The 23768-nt window shown below is 68.1% G+C and carries 19 protein-coding genes and 1 tRNA gene; 11 read left to right on the top strand and 9 right to left on the bottom strand.

Going from position 1 to position 23768, the window contains the following annotated elements:
* Positions 1–131: 131 nt before the first annotated feature.
* Complete coding sequence (locus tag V7067_RS06075; protein WP_334174989.1) at positions 132–560, bottom strand: DUF192 domain-containing protein; 429 nt, start codon at positions 558–560, stop codon at positions 132–134.
* Positions 561–860: 300 nt separating this feature from the next.
* On the bottom strand, positions 861–1478 hold the full coding sequence (locus V7067_RS06070; RefSeq protein WP_334174988.1) for a cold-shock protein: 618 nt from the start codon (positions 1476–1478) through the stop codon (positions 861–863).
* 224 nt (positions 1479–1702) lie between these two features.
* On the opposite strand from V7067_RS06070, the gene V7067_RS06065 reads away from it, so the two are divergent.
* The 7 genes from V7067_RS06065 to V7067_RS06035 all read left to right on the top strand — a co-directional run bounded on the left by V7067_RS06065 (position 1703) and on the right by V7067_RS06035 (position 8307).
* Entirely contained in the window at positions 1703–2143 is a 441-nt protein-coding gene (locus V7067_RS06065) for a VOC family protein (protein WP_334174987.1), read from the top strand.
* A 171-nt stretch (positions 2144–2314) separates the two neighbouring features.
* Positions 2315–2389 (top strand) — tRNA-Glu (locus V7067_RS06060).
* Positions 2390–2767: 378 nt separating this feature from the next.
* Positions 2768–4351 (top strand): ABC transporter ATP-binding protein, encoded by a 1584-nt coding sequence (locus V7067_RS06055; protein ID WP_334174986.1) that lies wholly within the window; start codon positions 2768–2770, stop codon positions 4349–4351.
* On the top strand, positions 4341–5444 hold the full coding sequence (locus V7067_RS06050) for an ABC transporter permease (protein ID WP_334174985.1): 1104 nt from the start codon (positions 4341–4343) through the stop codon (positions 5442–5444). Before V7067_RS06055 ends, V7067_RS06050 begins: the two co-directional genes overlap by 11 nt.
* Before the next feature lies 1 nt (position 5445).
* Positions 5446–6360, top strand: a complete 915-nt coding sequence (locus V7067_RS06045; RefSeq protein WP_334174984.1) for an ABC transporter permease — start codon at positions 5446–5448, stop codon at positions 6358–6360.
* A 55-nt stretch (positions 6361–6415) separates the two neighbouring features.
* Complete coding sequence (locus V7067_RS06040) at positions 6416–7492, top strand: BMP family ABC transporter substrate-binding protein (protein ID WP_334174983.1); 1077 nt, start codon at positions 6416–6418, stop codon at positions 7490–7492.
* Positions 7493–8100: 608 nt separating this feature from the next.
* Positions 8101–8307 (top strand): hypothetical protein, encoded by a 207-nt coding sequence (locus V7067_RS06035; RefSeq protein WP_334174982.1) that lies wholly within the window; start codon positions 8101–8103, stop codon positions 8305–8307.
* A 134-nt stretch (positions 8308–8441) separates the two neighbouring features.
* On the opposite strand, the gene V7067_RS06030 is transcribed toward V7067_RS06035, so the two are convergent.
* From V7067_RS06030 to V7067_RS06010, 5 genes are all read right to left on the bottom strand, one after another.
* Entirely contained in the window at positions 8442–8906 is a 465-nt protein-coding gene (locus V7067_RS06030; RefSeq protein WP_334174981.1) for an NUDIX domain-containing protein, read from the bottom strand.
* Positions 8907–8920: 14 nt separating this feature from the next.
* The gene (locus V7067_RS06025; protein ID WP_334174980.1) at positions 8921–10081 is read right to left on the bottom strand and encodes an aminotransferase; all 1161 of its coding nucleotides are present in this window, start codon (positions 10079–10081) and stop codon (positions 8921–8923) included.
* A 331-nt stretch (positions 10082–10412) separates the two neighbouring features.
* Positions 10413–10688, bottom strand: coding sequence for a bacteriocin (locus V7067_RS06020; protein WP_334174979.1), 276 nt, complete (start codon positions 10686–10688; stop codon positions 10413–10415).
* A 160-nt stretch (positions 10689–10848) separates the two neighbouring features.
* A complete protein-coding gene (locus V7067_RS06015; protein WP_334174978.1) occupies positions 10849–12024 on the bottom strand; it encodes an acetate/propionate family kinase in 1176 nt (391 codons plus the stop codon).
* A gap of 117 nt (positions 12025–12141) precedes the next feature.
* Positions 12142–13035: a DUF2092 domain-containing protein gene (locus V7067_RS06010; RefSeq protein ID WP_334174977.1), complete on the bottom strand. Its 894-nt coding sequence runs from the start codon at positions 13033–13035 to the stop codon at positions 12142–12144.
* Positions 13036–13243: 208 nt separating this feature from the next.
* Between V7067_RS06010 and sbcD the strand changes: the two genes are divergently transcribed.
* Positions 13244–14500 (top strand): exonuclease subunit SbcD, encoded by a 1257-nt coding sequence (sbcD, locus tag V7067_RS06005; protein ID WP_334174976.1) that lies wholly within the window; start codon positions 13244–13246, stop codon positions 14498–14500.
* 3 nt (positions 14501–14503) lie between these two features.
* Positions 14504–18313, top strand: a complete 3810-nt coding sequence (locus tag V7067_RS06000) for an AAA family ATPase (protein WP_334174975.1) — start codon at positions 14504–14506, stop codon at positions 18311–18313.
* A gap of 4 nt (positions 18314–18317) precedes the next feature.
* On the opposite strand, the gene V7067_RS05995 is transcribed toward V7067_RS06000, so the two are convergent.
* Positions 18318–19205 carry an EamA family transporter gene (locus V7067_RS05995; RefSeq protein WP_334174974.1) on the bottom strand — a complete coding sequence of 296 codons (888 nt, stop codon included), beginning with the start codon at positions 19203–19205 and terminating at the stop codon, positions 18318–18320.
* A 381-nt stretch (positions 19206–19586) separates the two neighbouring features.
* Between V7067_RS05995 and V7067_RS05990 the strand changes: the two genes are divergently transcribed.
* Positions 19587–20591, top strand: coding sequence for an AraC family transcriptional regulator (locus V7067_RS05990; RefSeq protein ID WP_334174973.1), 1005 nt, complete (start codon positions 19587–19589; stop codon positions 20589–20591).
* A gap of 4 nt (positions 20592–20595) precedes the next feature.
* Here the strand turns inward: V7067_RS05990 and V7067_RS05985 are convergent, their stop codons facing one another.
* On the bottom strand, positions 20596–22125 hold the full coding sequence (locus V7067_RS05985) for a malonyl-CoA synthase (RefSeq protein ID WP_334174972.1): 1530 nt from the start codon (positions 22123–22125) through the stop codon (positions 20596–20598).
* A gap of 774 nt (positions 22126–22899) precedes the next feature.
* On the opposite strand from V7067_RS05985, the gene V7067_RS05980 reads away from it, so the two are divergent.
* Positions 22900–23514: a hypothetical protein gene (locus tag V7067_RS05980; protein WP_334174971.1), complete on the top strand. Its 615-nt coding sequence runs from the start codon at positions 22900–22902 to the stop codon at positions 23512–23514.
* Positions 23515–23768 lie beyond the last annotated feature (254 nt).

Genomic DNA, 23768 nt, shown 5'->3' with positions numbered 1-23768 from the left:
ACTTGCGACCCCCGGTTCCCAAAACCGGTGCTCCACCAGGCTGAGCTATACCCCGCAACCACGTCGTGGCCCCGTTGCCGGGGCGCTTCTTGATAAGCCATCCGGTACGCAGGCGCAACGCGGGCTGTGGATCACGGCTTCAGGAAGCGCTCGCCCTCAAAGCGCGTGCCCGCGGTGATGCCAAGACGGCGGGCGGTGCCGGCTTCCACCTCCAGCACGAACCGCACCGGCGCGCCGGAGGGAATCTCGGTGGTGGAATAGGGCACGGTGTTGGGCACCACGCGCACCACCTCACCGTCCTCGCGGATGAAGATCATGTCGAGCGACAGCGGCGTGTTCTTCATCCAGAAGGCGACATCGGCCGTCGTGCCGAAATCGAACAGCATGCCGTGATCGGCCGGCAGCGCTTCCCGGAACATCAGGCCGCGCGCGCGCTCGGTCGGATCGTCGGCCAGTTCCACCGTCAGCGTAGTGCGGCCATGGGCGGTGACGGCGACGAGCGGTTCGTCGGCCAGCGCAACGCCGCCGCCCGGCGCCAAAGCGGCCAGCGCCAGCGCCATCAGGCCGGCAGCCTGCGCGATCAGGCGCCGGCGCCCCGCCCCGGCCGCTCGCCGCGTGAATCGCTGCGCCACCGGCAGCACCGGCGCCATGCGCCGGGAGAAAAAGCTGACGTCCATATCTGACCTTGCCTGCCTTCCGCACCTGCCGGTGCCGCACCGGACCCGCACAAGCCCTGTGCGCGCCCGGCCATGCCACGACAGCCGGCCGGCCGCGCAGCATCCCTGCCGCACAGCCGCCGGACACCCGACACCTGTCTGGAATGGCAACCGCCCGGCAGCGAAGCGCCGGCGCAGATCGCCTTAATGGGAGGAGGGAATGGTATCGCCCGTTTCGGGCCGGATTTCGGCAGCCATCAGGCCCTTGGGGCCCTGACCGTAGCGCACCAGAACGCCCTGCCCCGGCCGCAGCTCGGTCAGGCCATAGCGGCGCAGCGTTTCCATGTGGATGAAGATGTCTTCGGTGCCCTCGCCGCGGGTGAGAAAACCGAACCCTTTGATGCGGTTGAACCACTTCACCTTCGCCGGCTCCAGCGCGCTGGTGGCGACGACCTGAACGTTGGTGCGCGGCGGCGGAAGCTGCGAGGGATGGGGGGCGGCCGAGGCATCCATGGAAAGAACGCGCAGCGCCTGCAGGCCGCGGGTGCGGTCCAGCACCTCGACCACGATTCGCGCGCCCTCATAGGCCGTCTGGAAACCGTCGCGCCGCAGGCAGCTCACATGCAGCAGCACATCGGGCAGGCCGTTGTCGGGGATGATGAAACCATAGCCCTTGGCGAGATCGAACCACTTGATGACGCCGGCCAGCTCCAGAATCTGCTCGTCGCCGGCAGCGGCGCCGTCGCTGTCCCGCTCGCGATCCGCACTTCCGGCGCTGAAACGCCCGAATTCGTGCGTGGCTGACGCGACGGCCTCACTCACAGCAGGCCCAATCGTGTCTCTGCTCTTGCCACCCATTCCGGATCGGGCCCCGTACGCTATCGCCACCGACGGCTGACTGTTAGGATTTGATTAAGAAGGATAGCATTCCCCGACCGGCCGGCCACCGGATTTCGACCAAAATCTGACAGCTCTGCGCCGGTTGCCCCTCCATTGTTGCCGCGAGGCATCACGCCCCTCCCCTGCAGCCTTCCCGGAAGAGACAGATGCGTTATCTCCACACTATGGTTCGCGTGGCCGACCTGGCGGCCGCACTCGATTTCTATGTCGGCCTTCTCGGTCTTGAGGAGGTGCGGCGGCTGGAGAACGAGAAGGGCCGCTTCACGCTGGTCTTTCTGGCAGCCCCGCAGGATGCCGCGCGCGGGCGCGCGGAAGCCGCGCCGCTGCTTGAGCTGACTTATAACTGGGACCCGGAAGACTATGGCGAGGCGCGCAATTTCGGCCATCTCGCCTTCGAGGTCGACGATATCTATGCCATCTGCCAGCGCCTTGCCGCGGCCGGCGTCGTCATAAACCGGCCGCCGCGCGACGGGCACATGGCCTTCGTCCGCTCGCCGGACCGCATTTCCATCGAGCTGCTGCAGAAGGGCGGCGCCCTTGCCCCGGCCGAACCGTGGGTTTCGATGGCCAGCACCGGCCACTGGTGAGGCCGCGCCGGCCGGCACAGCCGCGGGCTCAGCCGGCCGGATGCCATCCACAGGCCGCGACTGAGTTTTCCCCAGCGCGGCAGGAAGGCAGAACTCCCCCCTTGCTCCGGGAAAAATGCCTGCTATAAACCGCCTCACGTCAGCGGGAACGCGGTAACGCTTCTCCGGCCAGCGCCCTTCGTCTATCGGTCAGGACGCCACCCTTTCACGGTGGAGAGAGGGGTTCGATTCCCCTAGGGCGCGCCATCTTCCGCTGACGATCCTCTCCAGTCCGATTTTCTGCACAGTGTCCACAATCCGCTGGACGCAAAGCGTTTTCGTCCGGCCGCACACGCTGCGCCGGTGGCCGCGGCCCGCCTTTCTGTCGGGTTGCACAGCCGTCACGCGCGCTGGACCGGGCGGAACCCGGGCTCTGGCCCCTGCGGAGCCGGCGGCATCTGCTGAGACCCGGCACCGCACAGTACGATCCGGCACCGCCCGGCAGCGATCCGGCCTTCCGCAACCCCCTCAGGCACCGCGTTCCCCCGCGCAAATCAACGCATGGTGGCGCACCGGCGCTCAAACTGTTGGCATGCCCAAAACGCATTCATTATAGTTCGGATCTGTCACGGAGGGGAGAAACTCATGACAGAGGGGGCAGGCGCAGCGGCCGGCAACCGCCCGGTGGTGCTGGAAGCCAGAGGCATCACCAAACGGTTCGGACCGCTGACGGCGAACAATGCGGTGGATCTGACCATCCATCGTGGCGAGATTCATGCCCTGCTGGGCGAAAACGGCGCCGGCAAATCGACGCTGGTCAAGATTCTCTACGGCGCCCTGCAGCCGAACGAGGGCGAGATTCTCTGGCACGGCAAGCCGGTCGTCATTCCCAACCCGGCCGAGGCGCGGGCGCTGGGCATCGGCATGGTGTTCCAGCACTTCTCTCTGTTCGAGGCGCTGACGGTGGCTGAGAACGTCGCCCTCGGCATGCCGGGCGATCAGTCTCTGGCGGAGATCACGCGGCGAATCGAGGAGGTCTCCGCCTCCTTCGGCCTGTCGCTGGACCCGACCCGCATCGTGCACGACCTCTCGGTCGGCGAGCGCCAGCGCATCGAAATCGTGCGCGCGCTGCTGCAGGACCCCGAACTGCTGATCATGGACGAGCCGACCTCGGTGCTGACCCCGCAGGAGGCCGACCAGATGTTCGCCACCCTGCGGCGGCTTTCCGCCGAAGGGCGCTCGATTCTCTACATCACCCACCGCCTCGACGAGATGCGCGTGCTGTGCGACGGCGGCACCGTGCTGCGGCAGGGCAAGGTGGTCGGCCATGTCGATCCCTCGCGCGAAACCGCCAAGAGCCTTGCCCGGCTGATGGTCGGCAGCGAGGTGAAGGCCATCGAGCGCCCGCCCGCCAGCGCCAGCGCGCAGACGAGCGTGCGCCTCGGCGTGCAGAACCTGTCGCTGCCCTCGCCGGATATGTTCGGCATGGCGCTGAAATCGATCTCGCTGTCGGTGAAGGGCGGTGAAATCGTCGCCATCGCCGGGGTTGCCGGCAACGGACAGGGCGAGTTCTTCGATGCCCTGTCCGGCGAGCGGCGCAGCCCCGCCGCTGCGGTGACCATCGACGGCCGGCCGGTCGGCGCTCTCGGCATCACCCAGCGCCGCCGGCTTGGCGCGAGCTTCGTGCCGGAAGAGCGCCTCGGCCACGGCGCCGCGCCGCGGATGCGGCTTTCCGACAACATCATCCTCACCCGCCACGCCACGGCGGGGCTGGTGAAGGGCGGCGTGCTGATGGCCGCCCGGGCGAAGGCGATGTCGCAGGCCGTCATCGATGCCTTCGACGTGCGCAAGGGCGGGCGCGACCCGGAGGCCGGCAGCCTTTCCGGCGGCAACCTGCAGAAATTCGTCGTCGGGCGCGAGGTGCTGGCAAAGCCCGGCGTGCTCATCGTCAACCAGCCGACATGGGGCGTGGATGCGGGCGCTGCCGCCACCATCCGTCAGGCGCTGATCGATCTGGCCCGCGGCGGCGCCGCCGTGCTGGTCATCAGTCAGGATCTCGACGAAATCCTGGAGATCGCAGACCGTATCGCCGTCATCGCCCACGGCCACCTGTCGGAAACCTATCCTGCCGCCGACCTGACGCTGGAGAAGATCGGCCTGCTGATGGGCGGGGCTTCTGCCAGCGACACCGCGGGCGGAGAAAGCATGGAGGCGGCCGTTGCGCATTGAGCTGGAAAAGCGCCCCGAGCGCTCGCGGCGCATGGCGCTGCTGTCGCCGCTGATCGCCGTCACCCTCACCGTCGTCACGGCCGGGGTGCTGTTCGCCGCCGTCGGCGTCAACCCGGTCTCCGGCCTCGCCACCTATTTCCTTGAGCCGTTCACCAGCCTGTGGAGCCTTGAGGAACTGGCGGTGAAGGCCTCGCCGCTGGTGCTGATCGCCGTCGGCCTGTCGTTCTGCTACCTCGCCAATGCGTGGAACATCGGCGCGGAGGGGCAATATATCTGCGGCGCCCTGCTCGGCGGCTGGGCCGCGCTCACCTTCGGCCCGACCGGGGCCTGGTGGGTGCTGCCGCTGATGCTCGTGCTGGGTGCCGTCGGCGGTGCGCTGTGCGCGCTCATCCCGGCCATTCTCAAGGTGGCCTTCGGGGCGAGCGAAATTCTCACCAGCCTGATGCTGGTCTATGTCGCCCAGCTCGGCATCGATTACATGGTGCGCGGCCCCTGGCGCGATCCGATGGGGTTCAACTTTCCGCAGACGGCCATGTTCGATACCGCGGCGGTGATGCCGGTGCTCGGCGGCGGCCGCCTGCACGCCGGCGTGCTCGTCACTCTCGTCATCGTCATCGTCGCCGCCTTCGTCCTGCGCCGCACGCTGGCGGGCTTCGAGGTGCGCGTGGTCGGTCAGGCGCCGCGCGCGGCCCGCTTCGCCGGCTTCAACGACAAGCGCATGGTGGTGATGACGTTCGTCATCTCCGGTGCCTTTGCCGGCCTTGCCGGCCTCATCGAGGTGGCCGGTCCGATCGGCCAGCTCATGCCCACCATCTCTCCGGGCTACGGCTTCACCGCCATCATCGTCGCCTTCCTCGGCCGCCTCAACCCGGTCGGCATTCTCGTGGCCGGGCTGGCGCTGGCGGTCACCTTCATCGGCGGCGAACAGGCGCAGATCGCCATGGGCCTGCCGCTGGATCTGACCAAGGTCGTGCAGGGCGCGCTGCTGTTCTATGTGCTGGCCTGCGACACCCTCATTCTCTACCGGATCCGGATCGTGCGGCCGGTGCATGTCGCGCCGTCCGGAACCGAGACCGCAGCGGGGAACAAGTGAGATGGATATTTTTCAGGCCGCCCTGCTCACCGTTATCACCGCCTCCACGCCGCTACTGCTGGCCGCCATCGGCGAACTGGTGTGCGAGCGCTCGGGCGTTCTCAACCTCGGCGTCGAAGGCATGATGGTGATGGGTGCGGTGTGCGGTTTTTCCGCCACCTACCTGTCGGGCTCGGGCATGGTCGGCGTCGTGGCCGGCATGGCCGGCGGCATCCTCATGGCCGCGCTGTTTGCCATCATGGTGCTCACCTTCGCCGCCAATCAGGTCGCCACCGGCCTCGCGCTCACCATCATGGGGCTCGGCCTTTCCGGGCTGATCGGCACCAACTTCGTCGGCAAGCAGATCGTGGCGGTGCCGAAAATCTATCTGCCCGGCCTCAGCGACATTCCGCTCGTCGGCCCGGTCGTGTTCGGGCAGGATGCGTTCGTCTATGCCTCGTTCCTGCTGGTGGCAGCGGTGTGGTGGTTCCTCAACCGCACGCGCACCGGCCTGATGCTGCGGGCGGTGGGCGACAACCACGTCTCCGCCCACGCCCTCGGCCATCCGGTGCTGAAGGTGCGCTTCTATGCCATCCTGTTCGGCGGCGCGTGCGCCGGCCTTGCCGGGGCCTATCTCTCCATGGCCTACACGCCGTTCTGGGTGCAGGGCATGACCGCCGGCCGCGGCTGGATCGCGCTGGCGCTGGTGGTGTTCTCGTCCTGGCTGCCGGGGCGCGTGGTGATCGGGGCCTATCTTTTCGGCGCTGTCACCATCCTGCAGCTTTATGCGCAGGGCGCAGGGCTTACCATCCCCTCGCAGCTCATGTCGTCGCTGCCCTATGTGGCGACGATTCTGGTGCTGGTTCTCATTTCCATGCGCCGCTCGCGGACCGGAGCCCCGGCCACGCTCGGCACCTCGTTCGTTCCCGACCGGTGAGCCGCCAAGGCCCGCCACCGGCGATCAGACAGTCAACAGCAAGGAGCCTGTAACGATGAAGACCCTGTTGAAGGGCCTCGCCCTCGGTCTTGGAATGGCGCTGGCCGCCACGGGCCTCGCCCGCGCCGAGGAGCCGCTGAAGGTCGGGTTCGTCTATATCGGCCCCGTCGGCGACTTCGGCTGGAGCTACCAGCACGATGTCGGGCGCAAGTATCTGCAGGAAACGCTCGGCGAAAAGGTGGTCGTCACCAACTATGTCGAGAACGTGCCGGAAGGCCCGGACGCAGAGCGCGTGATCGAAGGTCTGGTGCGCGACGGCAACAAGCTGATCTTCACCACCTCGTTCGGCTACATGGAGCCGACGCTGAAGGTGGCCAAGCGCCATCCGGACGTGAAGTTCGAGCACGCCACCGGCTTCAAGACCGCGCCGAACGTCGGCATCTATTCCGGCCGCTTCTATGAAGGCCGCTTCATCGAGGGCGTGATCGCGGCCAAGATGTCGAAGAGCGGCACGGTCGGCTACATCGGCTCGTTCCCGATTCCGGAAGTGGTCTCCGGCATCAACGCCTTCATGCTCGGCGCTCAGTCGGTGCGCCCCGACCTGAAGGTCAAGATCGTGTGGGTCAACACCTGGTTCGACCCGGGCAAGGAAGCCGATGCCGCCAAGGCGCTGGCCGATCAGGGCGCCGACGTGCTCGCCACCCACACCGACAGCCCGGCCGCCACTCAGGTTGCCGAGGCGCGCGGCATCTACTCCTTCGGCCAGGATTCCGACATGATCCAGTTCGGCCCGAAGGCGCAGCTCACCGCCATCGTCAACACCTGGGGCGGCTATTATGTGGAGCGCTCCAAGGCGGTGATCGACGGCACGTGGAAGTCGGATGACACCTGGGGCGGCCTTGCCTCCCACATGCTGAAGATGGCCGACTACACCAACATGCCGGCGGACGTGAAGGCGCTGGCCGAGAAGACCGAGGCCGACATCGTGGCCGGCACGCTGAAGCCGTTCAAGGGCCCGATCTTCAAACAGGATGGCACCAAGGTCATCGGCGAGGGCGAGAGCCTGCCCGACAAGGATATCCTGTCGATGAACTGGTATGTGAAGGGCATCGACGACAAGCTGCCGAACTGATCCTGTCTGCGGCCGGCCTTTTTCGCGGCGCGGCCGCTTTTTCAGGACCGTTATCCAACCCCGCAACGCCGCCGGCCCCGCGCCGGCGGCGTTTTTTCATTGGAACAGCTCAATCAGGGCGCGAAATACGCCGCTTGACGTCATCTGCGCGCGTGTGCTTTTTTGGCATGGCGTATCCGCAGGGGCGCCCAGAAAGCAAAGCCATGCTTCGCAACCGGGGCCGTCCCGTCGTTATATAGAGATGCGCCGGGCGGTCCGGCGCCGCGGTGATTTGAACCTCCCGCAGCTTGCGCCGCGACACCAAACGCTAAAGCGCCACGACGGCTTGTCCCGTATTACCGTGGCCCGAAACCGGAGATCGCCGATGATCGACGCCTCCCTCGCGCCCCGCCGGAGCCTTCGCCCCACGCGTCGTGCCTGTCGAATGTGTTGTCGCACGGGCAAACGCATGGCCTGAGCCCCGCCGGCTCCGCGCCTGCCTGCCTTGTCTGCCGCAGCGATGCCGGCCGCGATGCCGCGCACCGGCTCCGGCCCCACAACAATCCGACCTTTTTTTTCAACCGCTCGTCCGGCCCGCACGATGCCGCCGGAAGCGGTGGAGCACGACCATGGCCAGCTTTGATACCTATCTGATCGAAATCGAGGACGATCCCGCCGGCATCCTGATCCGCGCGCCCGGCGGCTTCGCCTTCCACGCGGTCTCCTCCGCCTTCAGCGCGCTGGAGGGGGCAACCTTCCCGGATGCCTATGCGGCTGAGCGCGCCGCCCGGCGCCTGCGCCGCCGCAACCCGTCCGCGCTGCGGCTTGCCGCCTGAAAGCGGCGGGCCGGCCCCGCCTTGCCGGGCCGGCCCGCCTGCCGGGGCTTTTTTGCCCGCGCCCGGTCCGGCGCACCGTCCCTTCCCGGTTTTCTTCCCGCCCCCCCTTTGCCGGCCCCTCAGGCCGGCCGGGGTCAGTCGTCCGTCGCCAGCAGCGCCGCAAGCGCCCCGGCAATGCCGTCGGGATAGAGCGCCAGTCCTGCCGCCACCGCCTCTTCCGGGCGCCACCAGCGCGCATGGCACAGCGTGCCGTCGTCCTCGCGGAACGGCAGCGGCGGGCCGGCGCAGAACCGTGCATCGGTAAAGCGCACCGGCGCGGCAAACACGATCTCGTGCCCCGGCGCGCCTTCGTGACAATAGATCGCCTCGAACACCTGCCAGGGGCCGGCGATCTCGATTTCAGCGCCGATTTCCTCGGCCATCTCGCGCACGAGCGTGGCCTCGCGCGTTTCGCCGAACTCCATCGTTCCGCCGGGCGGCCGCAGGCCGACCAGACGGCCGGCATCGTCGGTCACGTCCTCGGCCAGAAAGCGGCCGTCGTGCACCGCCAGTGCCAGCGCTTTGACCTTAATCTCGGCCGGCGGCCGCCAGTGTGCCATCGTCCCGCTCCCCTTCAGAGCGCCGGGGCCGGCGCGGCGGCCTTCAGCCGCTGCAGCGCCGCCGACAGCGTTGCCTCGTTCTTGGCAAAGCAGAAGCGCACGACATGGCGCACGCGGTCCTCGCCGGAGAAGAACGCCGAAACCGGGATTGCCGCCACACCGGCCTCTGCCACCAGCCGCCGGCAGAAGGTCTGATCGTCTCCGGCGCCGAGCGGGGCAATGTCGACACAGACGAAATAGGTGCCCGCGCTCGGCAGCACGCTGTAGCCCGCATCCCGCAGGCCGGCGGTGAAGAAATCGCGCTGCTGCTGCAGGCGGGCCCGCATGCCCGTGAAATAGGCGTCGTCCTTGCCAAGGCCGTAGGCCACGGCCGCCTGCAGGTTGGGGGCGGTCGTGAAGGTCAGGAACTGGTGGGTTTTGGCGACCGCGCGCAGCAGCGGCGGCGCGGCGGCGACGAGGCCCACCTTCCAGCCGGTGAGCGAGAAAATCTTGCCGGCGGAGCCGATCTTCACCGCCCGCTCGCGCAGCGCCGGCACCGCCAGCACCGAGACATGGCTGCGGCCATCGAACACCACATGTTCCCACACCTCGTCGGCGACCACGACAGCCGGCGTGCCGGCGATGGCATCGGCCAGCAGCTCCAGATCGGCCCGCGGCCACACCGCGCCGGCCGGATTGTTGGGATTGTTGATGATGACCAGCGCCGTCTTGGGGCCGATGGCCGCGGCGAGATCGGCGGCCGTGAAGCGCCATTCGGGCGGCGCCAGCTTGACGATGCGCGGCACGCCGCCCGCCTGCCGGATGAGCGGCAGATAGGCATCGTAGGCCGGCTCGAAGATCACCACCTCGTCGCCCGGCGCGACAAGGCCGAGGATGGAGGCGGCCAGCGCCTCGGTAGCGCCGGAGGTGACGAGCACCTCGCTTGCGGCATCCAGTGCGAAGCCCTGATGGCGGGCATAATGGGCGGCGATGGCGGCGCGCAGCTCGGGCGTGCCCATCATCGAGGGATATTGATTGTAGCCGTCGAGCACCGCCTCCGCCGCCTTGCGGCGCACATCCTCCGGTCCGGCATCGTCGGGAAAGCCCTGCCCGAGATTGATCGCCTCATGGGTGCGGGCCAGTTGCGACATCTCCTCGAAGATGGTCGTCGGCAGGTTGGCAAACAGCGGATTCACGGCGCGCCTCTTCCAGGATCAGGGGCCGCCGTGCTGCCCGGCAGTGGCGGCCGGCGGGCCGCAAGCTAAGCGCGGCCGCCGCCGGCCCGCAAGAGCCGGCCATGCGCCACCGGCCCCGCCGGCGCAAAGAAAAACCGCCCCGCCGCCACCCGGCGCGAGAGTCTGCCTCTGCCCAAGAGTCTGCCTCTGCCTTTGCCCCGGCTTGTGCCTCTGCCATCGCCGCAGCGCAGAAGCCGGCAACGAAAAAGGCGCCCGGACCTGCCGGGCGCCTTCCGCATGCGATTCGTCGCTTCGCGCTGCCGGGCACGTTGTGCCGCGGCCGGCTGCCCGCTCAGCAGGCCACCTGATAGGCGCGGCCATACTGGTCATAGGCCGTGCAGGTGCGCTGCGGCTGCGCCGGCGCCGTGCCGGCACCGATGGCCGCACCGCCCACGCCGCCAATGGCCGCACCGGCCAGCGCGCCGCCGGCATCGCGGGTGATGAGCGCGCCGGTCGCGGCACCGAGGCCGGCACCGAGAGCGCCGCCCACCACGCCGCGGTTGGTCTGCTCCTGCGTGCAGCCGGCCACAGCCATTGCCAGCACAGCCGCCACAACAAGCTTCTTCATCGGTCTTCCTCCGAAATGATCAGGCCGAACTCTGTTCCCTGACCACTTGGCGGGCAAAAGGATGAACACAGGGTGAATAAATCCCTGCCGGCCCGGTTATGCCCGCCGTGCCAGCGAATCGCAGCCTTCCGGCCTGCCGGCCTGAACGATGCTGCCCGCCCTATTCCGGTCCGATCAGCGCCAAAGTGTGGCGCGCGATCATCAATTCCTCATTGGTCGGCACGCGCAGCACCTTGACCTTGCTGTAGGGCGTGGAGATCAGCGTCTCGTTGTGGGCATTGGCCTCCGGGTCCAGCCTGAAGCCCAGATAATTGAGCCGCTCGACCACCCGGGCGCGGATCGCCGGTGCCTTCTCGCCGATGCCCGCGGTGAAGACGAAGCCATCGATGCCGCCGGTCACCGAGATCAGCGCCCCGGCCATCATGGCGACGCGGTAGACGAAATAGTCGAGCGCGAAGGCGGCCCGCGGGCTGTCGCTGGCCATGAGGTCGCGGATGTCGCCGGAAAGGCCCGAAAGGCCCTTCAGGCCGCACTCGTGATAGAGCATCTCTTCCACCGCTTCGGGGGTCATGCCCTTCTCGCGGATCAGCCACAGCACCGCGCCGGCGTCGAGCTGGCCCGGCCGGGTGCCCATCGGCAGACCGTCGAGGGTGGAAAAGCCCATGGTGCTTTCCATGCTCTTGCCGTCGACCATGGCGCACATGGAACAGCCGGAGCCGAGATGGGCCACGATGGTGCGTCCGCGCGCCAGCTCCGGCGCCACTTCCTGCAGCCGCTCGGCGATGTACTCGTAGGACAGGCCGTGGAAGCCATAGCGCCGCAGCCCGGCATCGTAGAGCCATTCCGGCAGCGGCAGGTGGTCGGCCACTTCCGGGTGACCGCGGTGGAAGGCGGTGTCGAAGCAGGCAACCTGCGGCAGATCCGGCCGGCGGCGCAGGATGGAGCGGATGGGGGCCAGGTTGACGCCCTGATGCAGCGGCGCCAGCGGCACGAGGCTTTCAAGCTGCTGGATCGTTTCCGGCGTGATGCGGATGGGTGCGGAGAACAGCGCGCCGCCATGCACCACGCGGTGGCCGACCGCCCTCAGGTTCATGTCCGGCTTGATCCACGCGCCGACCAGATCCTGCGCGGCCTCCACATCCGGCACATCGGCCGCCTCGAAGCGCTCGTCGGTGACGACATCGCCGGTGCCGGTGTGGACGATGAGATGGGGATGGGTGCCGATGCCGGAGACATAGCCGGACAGCGCGGGCTCCAGGCCCCCGCCGCCGATCGCAAACAGCTCAAACTTGAGACTGGAACTGCCGGCATTGATGACAAGAATGGAACCGCCCACTGAGCCCTCCCGACGCTCTGCTTCGTCTCATGCCGAGACTAAACCGGAACGCGCTGTAAAAACCATCGGTCGGGTCAATTCTAACGGCACTTCTGCAACGGTTCCGTCACAACGCCGTCAGTCGTGGCCGAAATCCGTCTCCGTAAAGCCGGCCGGTATTTTACCGGTATAATCGGAATCCGGCCCCGCGCCGAATTTCCAGTCATAGAAACTCGCCATATATTCAGGCCGCGAGGCGGGGCGCAGATAGGTGGTCAGGAACCGCACCGGCACCGGCTTCGGCCCGGCGGTGACCCAGATCTGCCAGTCGGCATCCTGCAGCTCCACCAGCACCTGATCGAGATGCTCGTTGTCGATGGTGCGGTCGCCGAGATAGCTCGTCTGCACGATGAAGGGGTCGTGCTGCTCCATGAAGTTGGAATAGATCACATCGGCCAGCGGCAGGCGGATGTTGAAGCGCTCTTCCATGTACTGCACGAAATCGTCGACCGTGCCGGTGTAATCGAGCACCGAATAAGTCTTCTGCAGCGGCCGCACCAGCGTGTAGCGCTTGCCGTCGAACCAGCCCTCCAGAATGTTGCCGTCATCGAAGACAGACCGGAAATAAACCTTGTCGGGCCGCTTCAGCTTGACCGTATGCATGACGAAGCGCTTGACGAGATCGCCGTTCTTGTCGAGATCGAAGAAGCTGCCGGCCCGGAACGAGAGGCCCGGCTGCGCGGCCAGAAAATCCGACATGCCGGTCAGCACGGCATCGGCCTTGGCGGTGTTGGCATCCGGCGGGGCCAGCGGCGCATCCTCGCTCTCCTGCAGGAGATTTTCCTGCGCAAGGGCAGCCGCCGGCAGCATCAGGGCGCCGGAGAAAGCGCCGCCGAGCCCGGCAAAGCCGGGCATCAGCACGCCGGACAGTGCCGCCGCCAGCACCGTGCGGCGCAGCGCGCCCCCGCGCGGGGCCTCGTCGCCCGAAGGCGTGCGGAACGGGCGGGCACGGAACGAACGGCCAGTGGTCATCGTCAAGCGTCTCCTCTCGGTGTCCTGTCACCGCATCTCCGGCGGGCGGGCAACGGCTCCGCCGGCTTTACCGTCCGCGGTCGCGTCGAATCAAGCGACCGCGCCGCCGCATCTGTGGCAGTAGAACCGCAGGGCGCCCGTCTTGAAAGGGGCAACGGCCGGCCGCGCCGCCGGCCGCCCTGCCCGGGTGCGCAGGAGGTCATCGTCCATGATCCGCATTCTGCACACGGCCGACTGGCATCTTGGCCAGACGCTGAACGGCTGGCCGCGGGAAGACGAGCACCGCGCCGCCCTCGCCGCGCTTACGGCCATTGCCGAAGCACAGGCCGTCGATGCGGTGATCATTGCCGGCGACGTGTTCGACGGGATGAACCCGTCGGCCGATTCCATGCGCCTGCTCTATGACACGCTGGTGGCGCTGCGCCGCGTCCGGCCGCATCTGACCACGATCATGGTGGCCGGCAACCACGATGCCGCCGGGCGCATCGAGGCGCCGCAGCCGCTGTTTGCCGCGCTGGGCGTCCATGCCGTCGGCATCATCCACCGCCGCGACGGCGCCATCGATCTGGACCGCCATCTGGTGCCGGTGCGCGATGCCGCCGGGCGCACCGGCGCCCATGTGCTGGCCATCCCCTATCCGCGCGCGGCCGATCTGCCGGGTCTGGGCGAAAGCTGGCAGCAGGCGGAGCCGGCCGCCGGCTCGCCGGTGGTGCGCGCGGTGCGCCGCCTGCACGATGAGATGATCGGCGCCGCCCGCGCCGCCATCGGCCCGGCGCCGCTGGTCGTCACCGGCCATCTCAACGTCATCGGCGGAGAAGCCGACGACGACAGCCGCAGTGCGGAACGGCGCATCCTCATCGGCGGCGAGCACGCCGTGCCGCACGATCTCTACCCCGCCGATCTCGCCTATGTCGCGCTCGGCCACCTGCACAAGCCCCACGCTGCCGGCCGGGCGAACGTGCGCTATGCCGGCTCGCTGTTTCCGCTGTCGGTGACCGAACGCGGCTATCGCCATGGCGTCAGCCTCGTCACTCTCGGTGCGGGGCCGGCCGAAATCACGCCCGTTCCCCTGCCCCGCCCGGTCGCGCACCTGCGCGTGCCGGAGAAGGGCGCCCTTGCACCGGCAGCCGCCGAAGCGGCGCTCGCCGCCGTTGCCGCCGCGGAAGGTACGCCGCGCAGCCTGTGGCCGTTCGTGCAGGCGGTGGTGGCCGCAGACGGGCCGGTGAGCGGCATCAAGGCCGATCTGGAGCGCGCCGCCGAGCCGCTCTGCCTGCGGCTGGTGGATGTCAGCTTCGTGCGCAGCGCGGCGGCGGCCGATGCCGGCGCCGCACCGCCCCCGCCGGTGCGCCTTGCCGAATGCGACCCGGCCGACCTGTTCGCCCGCGCCTTCGAGGCCACCCACGGCGTGGCGCCGGGCGAGGCGCACCTCGCCGCCTTCCACCACATCCTGCAGCGGGAGGACTGAGCCATGCGTCTGCTTGCCGTGCGCGGCCGCAATCTGGCCAGCCTTGCCGAACCGTTCGAGGTTACCTTCGATCGCGGCCCGCTGGCCGCCGCCGGTCTGTTTGCCATCACCGGCGAGACCGGCTCCGGCAAGTCGACCCTGCTCGATGCGCTGTGTCTGGCGCTGTACGGCGCCTTCCCGCGCCTTGCCGCCGGGGACGCGCAGGAGAACATCGCCGATGTCTCCGGCGAGCTGACGCGGGCCGACCGGCCGCAGTCGATCCTGCGGCGGGGCGCGGCGGAGGCCTTTGCGGAGGTCGATTTCATCGCTCTCGACGGAGCCCCCTGGCGGGTGCGCTGGGCCATCCGGCGGGCGCGCGGCAAGGCCAGCGGCCGGCTGCAGAACGCCGAGCACACCCTCGTCGCCCTCGCCCCGGAGAGCGCGCAGGCTGCGCTGTCCGGCACCGCGCAGGTGAAGGCGCGCATCGAGGAACTGACCGGCCTCACCTTCAGCCAGTTCTGCCGCACGGCCCTGCTGGCGCAGGGCGAGTTCGACGCCTTCCTGCGCGCCGACGTGAAGGAGCGCGCCGCCCTTCTGGAAATGATCACCGGCACCGACCTCTACCGCCGGCTGTCGAAGCGGGTCTATGAGGAGGACGTCGCTGTCTCCGGGATCGTCCGGGCGCTGGAAGTGCGGCGCGATGCCATCGGCCTGATGGAAGACGAGCCGCGCGCCGCGCTGGCGGCGGAACGCCGGCACCTGATCGCCGAAGAGGCCGCGGCCGCCGGCGAGCGGGCGGCCATCGACGCCGGCCTCGACCGGCACCGCCTTCATGGCGAGGCTCTTGACGCGCTCGCCCGTGCGCAGGCCACGGCCGCCCGGCGGGACGCGGAGCGGGAGGCCCTCGCCCCCGAAGCCGCACAACTGGCGGCGCTGGAAGCCGCCGCGCCGTTCCGGGCGATTTTCGCCACCCTTGCCGGCGAGGACGCCGCGCTGGCCACCGCGACCGGACGTGTCGAGGCGGCGCAGGCAGTGTGCAGATCCGGCGAGGAAGCCGAAGCCAGGGCCCGCGCCGCGCTGGCCACCGCCGCGGCCGCACACGCCGGCGTGCGCGCCGAGGGCGAGCGTCTGGTGCCGCTGTGGGACGAGGCCGCCCGGCTCGACGGCGCCGTTGCCACTGCCATGCGCGAGGCCGCCGCCGCGCGCGAGGCCCATGCCGGTGCCGCCGCCGGGGCGGAGGCCGCGGCCGCGCACGCCCGGCGCCTTGCCGGGGCGCTGGGCGAGCAGGAGGCCCGCCACGCCGCCTTTGCCGCGCAGCGCACCGCCCTCACCGGTCTCGAAGCGGTCGCCGCCCGCGCCGAAGACCTCGCCGCTCTCGCCGGCCGGCATGAACAGGCCCGCGACGAAGCACAGGCAGCCACGGCACGCGCCGCCGGCGCCCGTCAGACGGCGGCCGCGCTCACCGCGCAGATCGCCGCCGCGCACGCCCGCCTGCAGCAGGATGAGGCGGCGCTGCACGACCTTGCCCCGGCGCTCGCCGCCGCGCAGGACGATCTGCGCCGGCTGGACGAGGCCGGCCTTTCCGCAGCCGCCGCAGACCTGAACGCCGCCGCTGCCCGGCTCGGCACGGCACTGGAGGCGACCGCCGCCCTTTCAGCGGCAACCGGCCGCGCGGCCGAAAGCCGGACGGCGCTGGCAACCGCCGGCCAGACGCTGGAGGCCGCCGGCGCGCGGCATGCGCAGGCCGCCGCAGCGCGCCTTCGGGCGGAAGGAGCCCGCAGCGGCACGCGGCAGGCCCTGCAGCTTGCCGAAGGCACCGCCAGCGAGGCCGCGGCCCGACTGCGGGCCGAACTGGAACCGGGCCAGCCGTGCCCGGTGTGCGGCGCAACCGACCATCCCGGCCACGCCACCGGCTCGCTGGCCGCCATGGTGGAGAGCTTCCGAAGCCGCAACGCAGACGCAGAAGCCGCGCTGGCCGCGGCCGAGGCCGATGAGCGGGCCGCCGACAGTGCGCTGGCCCGCGCCGCCGCCGCCCGCGACCGCGCCGCGCAGCTTGTCGACGACGCCGCCGCCGCGCTGACCGATGCCGGCCGCCAGTGCCACGCCGCGCTGCGCGGTGCCGGCGAAGCCGTGCGCCGGGCCGCCGCCGGCCTGCTGCCTGCCGCGACAGAAACAGCGAAGACAGCAACTGCGGGGACTGCGGCGGAAATCGATTTCACCGCCGCCGGCGAAGAGACCCTGCGCGCCGTGCTCACCGCGGTGGAAGAGGCCCGCGCCGCGACGGCGGAAAGCCTTGAGGCGCTGCGCCGGCGCCGCCGCGAATCCGACGCCCTGACCGAACGGCGGGCGGCGCTGCAAAGCCGTCTGGCCGATACCCAGCGCACCCTTGCCGGCCTTGCCGGGCGGCACGCCGACGCCGTCCATGAAGGCGATCTGGCCGAAGCGGCCGCGGCCGGTGCCGGGCGACAGGCGGAGGAAGCCCGGGCGCAGCTTGCCGGCCCGCTGGAGGCACTGGTGCAGGCCGGGCGCCTTGCCGCCGGGGCCGGGGCGCCGGCCTGCGCGGCGACGCTGCGCGCGCTTGCCGGCGAATTCGCCACCCTCGCCGCCGCTGAACGCAGCGTGCGCGACGATCTGGAGAGCCTGCGCCCGGACTGCAGCGCCGCAGCGGCGACCGCGGCAACCCAGGCCGCGGCCGCGGCGGCGGCGGCCGGGCAGATGCAGCAGCGCCGGCAGGCGCTGGAAGAACTGGAGCGGACACGGGCCGGGCTTCTGGAGGGCACCGCCACCGAGGCGCACCGGTCGGCCTTTGGTGCCCGCCTGCGGGCGGCCGACACGGCCGAACGCGCCGCACAGGCCGGGGTGCAGGCCGCCGGCCAGCACCTTGCCGCGGCGCGGACCGGCCTTGCCAGCGCGTGCGAGCGGCTTGCGGAGGCGCAGGCCGGCCGGGCCAGCGCGCGTCTGGCGCTGGATGAGGCCCTGCAGGCCGCCGGCCTTTCGGAGGCCGATGTCGCCGCCCGTCTGGCGACGCCGGACACCGTCCTTGCGAGCCTGCGCGGGCACCTGCAGCAGGCCGGGGAAGCCGTCCGCGACGCCGCCGCGGCGGTTGAGGCCGCGCAGCAGCGCCTTGCCGGCCTCATTGCCGCGGGCCTGCCGGCCGAAGATGCCCCGGCGCTGGAGGCCCGCCGCACCGCCGCGCAGGCCGCCGCGACCGCGCGCCAGCAGCGGCTCGGCGCCATCGCCGAGCAGATGCGGCAGGACGACGAGGCCCGGCAGCGCGCCGCCGATCTTGCCGGCGAAATCGCCGCCGCGCGCGACCGGGCGGCGGTGTGGAAGGCTGTCAGCGAGGCGGTCGGCTCGGCAAGCGGCGACAAGTTCCAGCGCTTTGCACAGGGGCTGACGCTGGACAGCCTGATCCACCTTGCCAACCGCCATCTTGCGGTGCTGAAGCCGCGCTACCGGCTGGCGCGGGCCGCCTCCGAACTGGGCCTGCAGGTGGAAGACCGCGAAATGGCCGGCGAAGTGCGCTCCACCCGCAGCCTTTCCGGCGGCGAGCGCTTTCTGGTGTCGCTGGCTCTGGCGCTGGCGCTGTCGGCGCTGGAGGGCCGGCAGTCGTTCGTCGACATGCTGTTCATCGACGAAGGCTTCGGCTCGCTCGATGCCGCAAGCCTCGATATCGCCATCGATGCGCTGGAAACGCTTCAGGCACAGGGCCGCAAGGTTGGCGTGGTCAGCCATGTGCAGGCGATGAAGGACCGTATTCCGGTGCAGATCCGCATCGAGCGGCAGGGCGCCGACCGCAGCCGCATCGTGGTGACGGCTGCGGGCGCGCAATAGAGGTTCAGGCGGCCGCCCTGCGCCCCGGCCAGCGCGCGAACACCACGATGTTGCCGGCCAGCACCAGCGCCAGCCCGATGAACGCCGTCAGCGTCCATTCATAGCCCTCCACAAGGGTGGAGATCGTCAGCGCCACCACCGGAAACAGCACGGTGGCATAGGCCGCCCGGTCGGCCCCCACCCGCGCCACCAGCGACAGGTAGGCCACGAAGCCGATGACCGAGCCCGGCACCGCCAGATAGAGCAGGCTGAGGAAATAGGCCGGCCGCCAGTCCACGATGAACGGATAGCCCCGCATCAGCGCCACTGCCGCCAGCAGCGCGGCGCCCCACAGCATGCCGCGGGCAACCGCATTGGGCAGGTCGATGCCGCTGCGGGTGGCCTGCAGCGAGGCGAGATTGCCGAGCGAGAAGCAATAGGAGCCGCCCGCCGCCAGCAGCACACCGAGAATGGTGCCCGAACCGAGCCCGACATCCAGCACATCGTGCGCGAACAGAAAGGCGATGCCGGCGATGCCGAGCGCCGCCCCGATGAGCGTGCGCGCCGAAGGCCGGCGCCCCATGAAGGCCCACTGATTGAGGGCGTTGAACACCGTCGCCATGGTGAACACCACCGAGACGATCCCGCTCGCCACATGCTGCGTGGCGGCATACATGAACATGAAATTCAGCGAAAACAGCGTCAGCCCCAGCGCCGCGAACCAGCGGTGATCCCGCCAGCGCGCCCGCTGCACCCGGCCGGACACGAGCAGCCAGCCCCACAGCACCGCCGCGGCCAGCGAGAAGCGCCAGAAGATGGAGACCTCGGCCGGCACCACGCCCAGTTGCAGGTGAATGGCAATCCAGGTCGTGCCCCAGACGAAGACGACCACCGCAAACAGAACAGGTACCAAGGCCGGCCCTCCCGCACATAAGACGGGGGCCCCCGCGACCGGCCCCGCGGCCGCATCGGCCGGCGGCCCCGCGGGCGGCCCTCACGTCAGTTCCCCGCCGTCCGCCGGCCCGGAAGGCCTGCGGGGCGCGCCGGTGTTGTGGCAGATCGGCCGGCGATGCGCTGTCACGTTCCTGCGCCGGCTGTCACATCCTTGCGCCGAAATCGGCCGGCGATGCGCCGCGCAGCCATGCCGGTGCGGCGGCTGCGCATCGACACCCGCGCCCATCCGCTCTAGAAAGAATGCAACCTGTTCTTTCGCCAGCCTGCGCCGGCACCGCCCGCGCCGCCCCTGCGGCGGACGGGCCGGAGGGGCGGCCCTTTTCGGATTCTGCTGCCCGCCATGGCCCCGCACCCCGCCACCGACAGCCGCGTTTCGTCATCGCCACAGCCGGCCGTGGCCGGCGGCCTCGATGCGCTGACGGTGTTCCACCACCTGCACGCCGCCGGCGTGCCGCTGCGCGCCTCCTCGCAGTTCGGGCCGGATATGGCAGCCGCGCTCTGGGACCGCAACGAAACGGTCTTCACCTCCTACGACAGCCCCAACCACCACACGCTCAGCCTCTATGTCGAAGGCGGCAGCGGCATCCGCCGGGTTCACAACGGCGCCCGCCATGCCGGCCCCGGCACCGGCGCGCTGTGCCTGATGCCCGGCGACGTGACGACCACATGGGATGTCTCCGGCTCCGTGCATCTGTTCCATCTCTATGCCGCGCGGGCGAGCTTCGACCGGCTGGTGGAGGAGACGCTCGACAGCGATCCCGCCACCGTGGAACTGCGCGACGAGTTCTTCTTCCGCGATGCGACGCTGGAAAACGTCATCCGCCACGGCGTGTTGCGGCTGAACTGGGACGAGCCGGCCGAGCGCATTGCCGTGACGCAGGCGGCGAACATGCTGTTCACCTATCTCGCGGCGCGCTTCACCAACCGCCACCGCCCGCTCGTCGTGCGGGGCGGGCTGGCGCCGGCGGTGCTGGCGCGGGTGACGGCATTCGTGGAAGCCCATCTCGACCGGCCGCTGACGATTGCCGATCTGGCGGCAGTGGCCGGGCTCAGCCCCTATCACTTCGCGCGCATGTTCCGCGCCTCGGCCGGCGAAAGCCCGCATGCCTTCGTGCTGGCCCGCCGCATTGCCCGCGCGCGCGACATGATCGCCCGCCCGCCGCGCGGAGAAGCCCTTTCGCTGGCCGGAATTGCCGCCGCCTGCGGCTTTGCCAGCCAGAGCCACCTGACGCAGCGCTTCCGCGCTGCGACGGGGCTGACGCCGGGCGCCTTTGCGAAAGCGGCGGGGCAGAACCGCGAAGCCGCGGAGCCGGCCGACGCACCGGCCCGGGGCGGGGCCGGCTGAACGCTCAGCCGGCGGACGCCGCCGCATAAAGCTCGCGGTAGGTTTCGCGCAGCAGCGCCTTCTGCACCTTGCCCATGGCGTTACGCGGCAGGGCCTCGATGAACAGCACGCGCTTCGGCTGCTTGAAGCGGGCCAGACGGCCGTCGAGCGCGCGCATCACCGTCGCCTCGTCCAGCACGGCACCTTCCGCCCGCACCACGATGGCCGTCACCGCCTCGCCGAACTCGCCGTGCGGCAGGCCGATGACGGCGCTTTCCACCACGCCGGCCAGCTGGTCGATCTCGCTCTCAACCTCGCGCGGGTAGACATTGAGCCCGCCGGAAATGATCAGATCCTTGCCGCGCCCGACGATGCTCAGGTAGCCGTGCTCGTCGAACTGCCCGAGATCGCCGGTGATGAAGTAGCCGTCCTCGCGAAACTCGGCCCGCGTCTTTTCCGGCAGGCGCCAGTAGCCGCGGAACACGTTCGGCCCTTTCACCTCCACCATGCCGATGTCGCCGCGCAACGACGGCAGCCCGGTGCCGGTATCGGAAATGCGCACCGAAACGCCCGGCAGCGGCACCCCCACGGTGCCCGGCGCCCGCGGCCCCTCGACCGGGTTTGAGGCGATCATTCCGGTCTCGGTCATGCCGTAGCGTTCCAGAATGGCGTGCCCGGTGCGCTGGGCAAAGGCGGCGTGGGTTTCCGGCAGCAGCGGCGCAGAGCCGGAGATGAACAGCCGCATGTGCCGGGCGGCCTCCTTCGTCAGCGCCTCGTTCTGCAGCAGGCGGACATAGAAGGTCGGCACCCCCATCAGCACGCTGGCCCGCGGCATGAGGTGGATGACGCTGCCGGCCTCGAACTTCGGCAGAAACAGCATGGAGGCGCCGGCCATCATCACCGTGTTCACCGCCACGAACAGGCCGTGGGTGTGGAACACCGGCAGCGCATGGATCAGCACATCCTCGCGCGTGAAGCGCCAGATATCGGCCAGCGCCAGCGCATTGGAGGCGAGATTGCCGTGGGTGATCATCGCGCCCTTGGCGCGGCCGGTGGTGCCGGAGGTGTAGAGGATGGCGGCCAGATCGTCCGGCCCGCGCGGCACATCCTCGAAGGCGGCCGGAAAGTGGGCAACGCGCTCCATCAGCGAGCCGTCGGCCTCGGTGCCCAGCGTCGCCACCGCGTCCACAGCGCGGGCCAGCGCCACCGTCTCCAGCCCGGCTTCCGCCTCCGGCGCGCCGACGACGAGGCGCGGCTCGGCATCGCCGATGTAATAATCCAGCTCCACCAGCGTGTAGGCGGGATTGAGCGGCAGAAACACCGCGCCCGCCCGCAGGCAGGCGATATAGAGAACGATGGCCTCGACGCTCTTTTCCACCTGCACGGCAACGCGGTCGCCCGGGCGCACGCCATAGCTGACGAGCGCATTCGCCATGCGGCCGGAAAGGCCGATGAGATCGCCATAGGTCAGCCGGCGTCCGCCCACCGGGTCGATGAAGATCTTTCCGGGGCCGGGCATCCGCTCGCGGATCAGCGAGACGAGATGGTTGGTCATCTGAGGTCTCCAGCCCGTTCTCTCGTCGCCGGAAGGAGGCGGTGCGCCTGTGGCGCCCCTGATTCGGGGACCGCCGCAGGGGCGTCCTGACAGATTATATTGGCGCGCGGGCGGCAAACCCAAAGGATCGGACAGCCCGGCCGCCGATCCCTTCACGTTGTGGTTAGCAGGCGGTAATTATCGGCACCAGCCGCGCGTCTCTCAACGCCGAACAGCCGCTCGCGATGCGCGACCTGCAGGGGGCGATCCCGCCACAGCCGGCAGGCGGCGATCCGCACAGAAAGTCGCACACTTCAATCTGCGATTGATATCGCGACTCCAGATCAATCGGGGTAGCTTCCTCGTGTGAGTTGCTCTGCTCGGATGCGCGCTCAAACGCGTGGTCGGAGTGTCAATTCAGATCGTGAAATCGGCCTGATGCACGAGACAGTTTCGAGCGGATAGCCGTTCCGCGCTTCTCAGAGAAAAGCGAGAAAACCATATGAAGATCCCCAGAATACCAGTATCGGCGATAATCGTTTTGTATTCAATTTTATTGATTCAATACGATGAATTAAATATTTTTTTCATAATATATTAAATTATATAATACATATATCAATAGTATCAATAATTCTATTATACTTATGGCGCCAGATTGATTTTCAGACAAAATATGCGTGGTGGACAAACAGTAGTACAAATAAAATAGAACCGCCAAAAGCAAGCGATATAATAAAAATAATAAACAACAAAGATAAGATAAATTCAAATGGTACTCATAAATTTATTTCCATGGCATCGTTGATTTCCATAGAATCGTTGTTTGTGAAAGTTTTATTTTTTACTGCGATATCTTTTATTATCAAAATAATACTAGAACCTATATTTTGCCATAGCGAGAAAGAATCATGCTGTATATATGGAATAAATCTCGGCTTTTTTGAGTCCATAAATAGCAATCTAACTGCATATATTGCATTATTAGCTTCAATAACAGCATGTTTTGTAACTTATGATCAAATAAAATCAAAAATTAGAGCAGACAGCAGGCAAAAGTGGATAAATAAAGTCCGAATCATAATAGCAAAATTAATATCACAATACAAATATATTGTAGAAACATCTCCGTCCATCCCAGATGATAAATATATCAATGATCTTAATTTACTGAAGTTATATCTTAATCCATCAGAATTAGATCACAGACTTATACTTCGCATATTTTGCTTTGCAGCCGGAGAAAATAGCTATTATATAGAAAAAGAACTGGATGAAATCCCAGAAATAAAACAATTAACTGACTCAAAATCAACAGTATACCGAAACAAAAACCTCATTCCCATCCTCGAAATCGTGTCCGCTGCGCTTCTGAAGCGTGAGTGGGAGCGTGTCAGAGGCGCTCAATAGATGTCTTTGCATCTCTCGCCGGGGCTGCAGCACTGCACGTCTCAAGGACGCAGGGTCAGATGAAGGTCACAGCCAGTCCATCTGCGGACAGCTCGATCGAACGGTCATGACGAAGAACGCGGCGCTGCCGGGCGCAGTCGCCGCGTTCACTCCTCCCGGGCGGGCATCAGATCGGCAAGCTGTTCCCGCTGGGCTCCCCCCGCATCGAAATTGTCCGGGGCGAGCCAGCGGATGAAGGCCGCGGCGATGGCCGG

This window comes from Pseudoxanthobacter sp., from assembly GCF_036822375.1.
Classification (GTDB): Bacteria; Pseudomonadota; Alphaproteobacteria; order Rhizobiales; family Segnochrobactraceae; genus Pseudoxanthobacter.
The sequence above is the reverse complement of the archived record's forward strand: the minus strand, read 5'-3'. Positions and strand labels throughout refer to the sequence as shown.

Excerpts from the sequence above, each read along its gene's own strand:
- V7067_RS06055 (WP_334174986.1), top strand. The coding sequence starts at position 2,768 with ATGACAGAGGGGGCAGGCGCAGCGGCCGGCAACCGCCCGGTGGTGCTG.
- V7067_RS06075 (WP_334174989.1), bottom strand. The coding sequence starts at position 560 with ATGGCGCTGGCGCTGGCCGCTTTGGCGCCGGGCGGCGGCGTTGCGCTG.
- V7067_RS06020 (WP_334174979.1), bottom strand. The coding sequence starts at position 10,688 with ATGAAGAAGCTTGTTGTGGCGGCTGTGCTGGCAATGGCTGTGGCCGGC.
- sbcD (WP_334174976.1), top strand. The coding sequence starts at position 13,244 with ATGATCCGCATTCTGCACACGGCCGACTGGCATCTTGGCCAGACGCTG.
- V7067_RS06000 (WP_334174975.1), top strand. The coding sequence starts at position 14,504 with ATGCGTCTGCTTGCCGTGCGCGGCCGCAATCTGGCCAGCCTTGCCGAA.
- V7067_RS05990 (WP_334174973.1), top strand. The coding sequence starts at position 19,587 with ATGGCCCCGCACCCCGCCACCGACAGCCGCGTTTCGTCATCGCCACAG.
- V7067_RS06010 (WP_334174977.1), bottom strand. The coding sequence starts at position 13,035 with ATGACCACTGGCCGTTCGTTCCGTGCCCGCCCGTTCCGCACGCCTTCG.
- V7067_RS06065 (WP_334174987.1), top strand. The coding sequence starts at position 1,703 with ATGCGTTATCTCCACACTATGGTTCGCGTGGCCGACCTGGCGGCCGCA.
- V7067_RS05985 (WP_334174972.1), bottom strand. The coding sequence starts at position 22,125 with ATGACCAACCATCTCGTCTCGCTGATCCGCGAGCGGATGCCCGGCCCC.
- V7067_RS06045 (WP_334174984.1), top strand. The coding sequence starts at position 5,446 with ATGGATATTTTTCAGGCCGCCCTGCTCACCGTTATCACCGCCTCCACG.
- V7067_RS06030 (WP_334174981.1), bottom strand. The coding sequence starts at position 8,906 with ATGGCACACTGGCGGCCGCCGGCCGAGATTAAGGTCAAAGCGCTGGCA.
- V7067_RS06035 (WP_334174982.1), top strand. The coding sequence starts at position 8,101 with ATGGCCAGCTTTGATACCTATCTGATCGAAATCGAGGACGATCCCGCC.
- V7067_RS06040 (WP_334174983.1), top strand. The coding sequence starts at position 6,416 with ATGAAGACCCTGTTGAAGGGCCTCGCCCTCGGTCTTGGAATGGCGCTG.
- V7067_RS05980 (WP_334174971.1), top strand. The coding sequence starts at position 22,900 with ATGGCATCGTTGATTTCCATAGAATCGTTGTTTGTGAAAGTTTTATTT.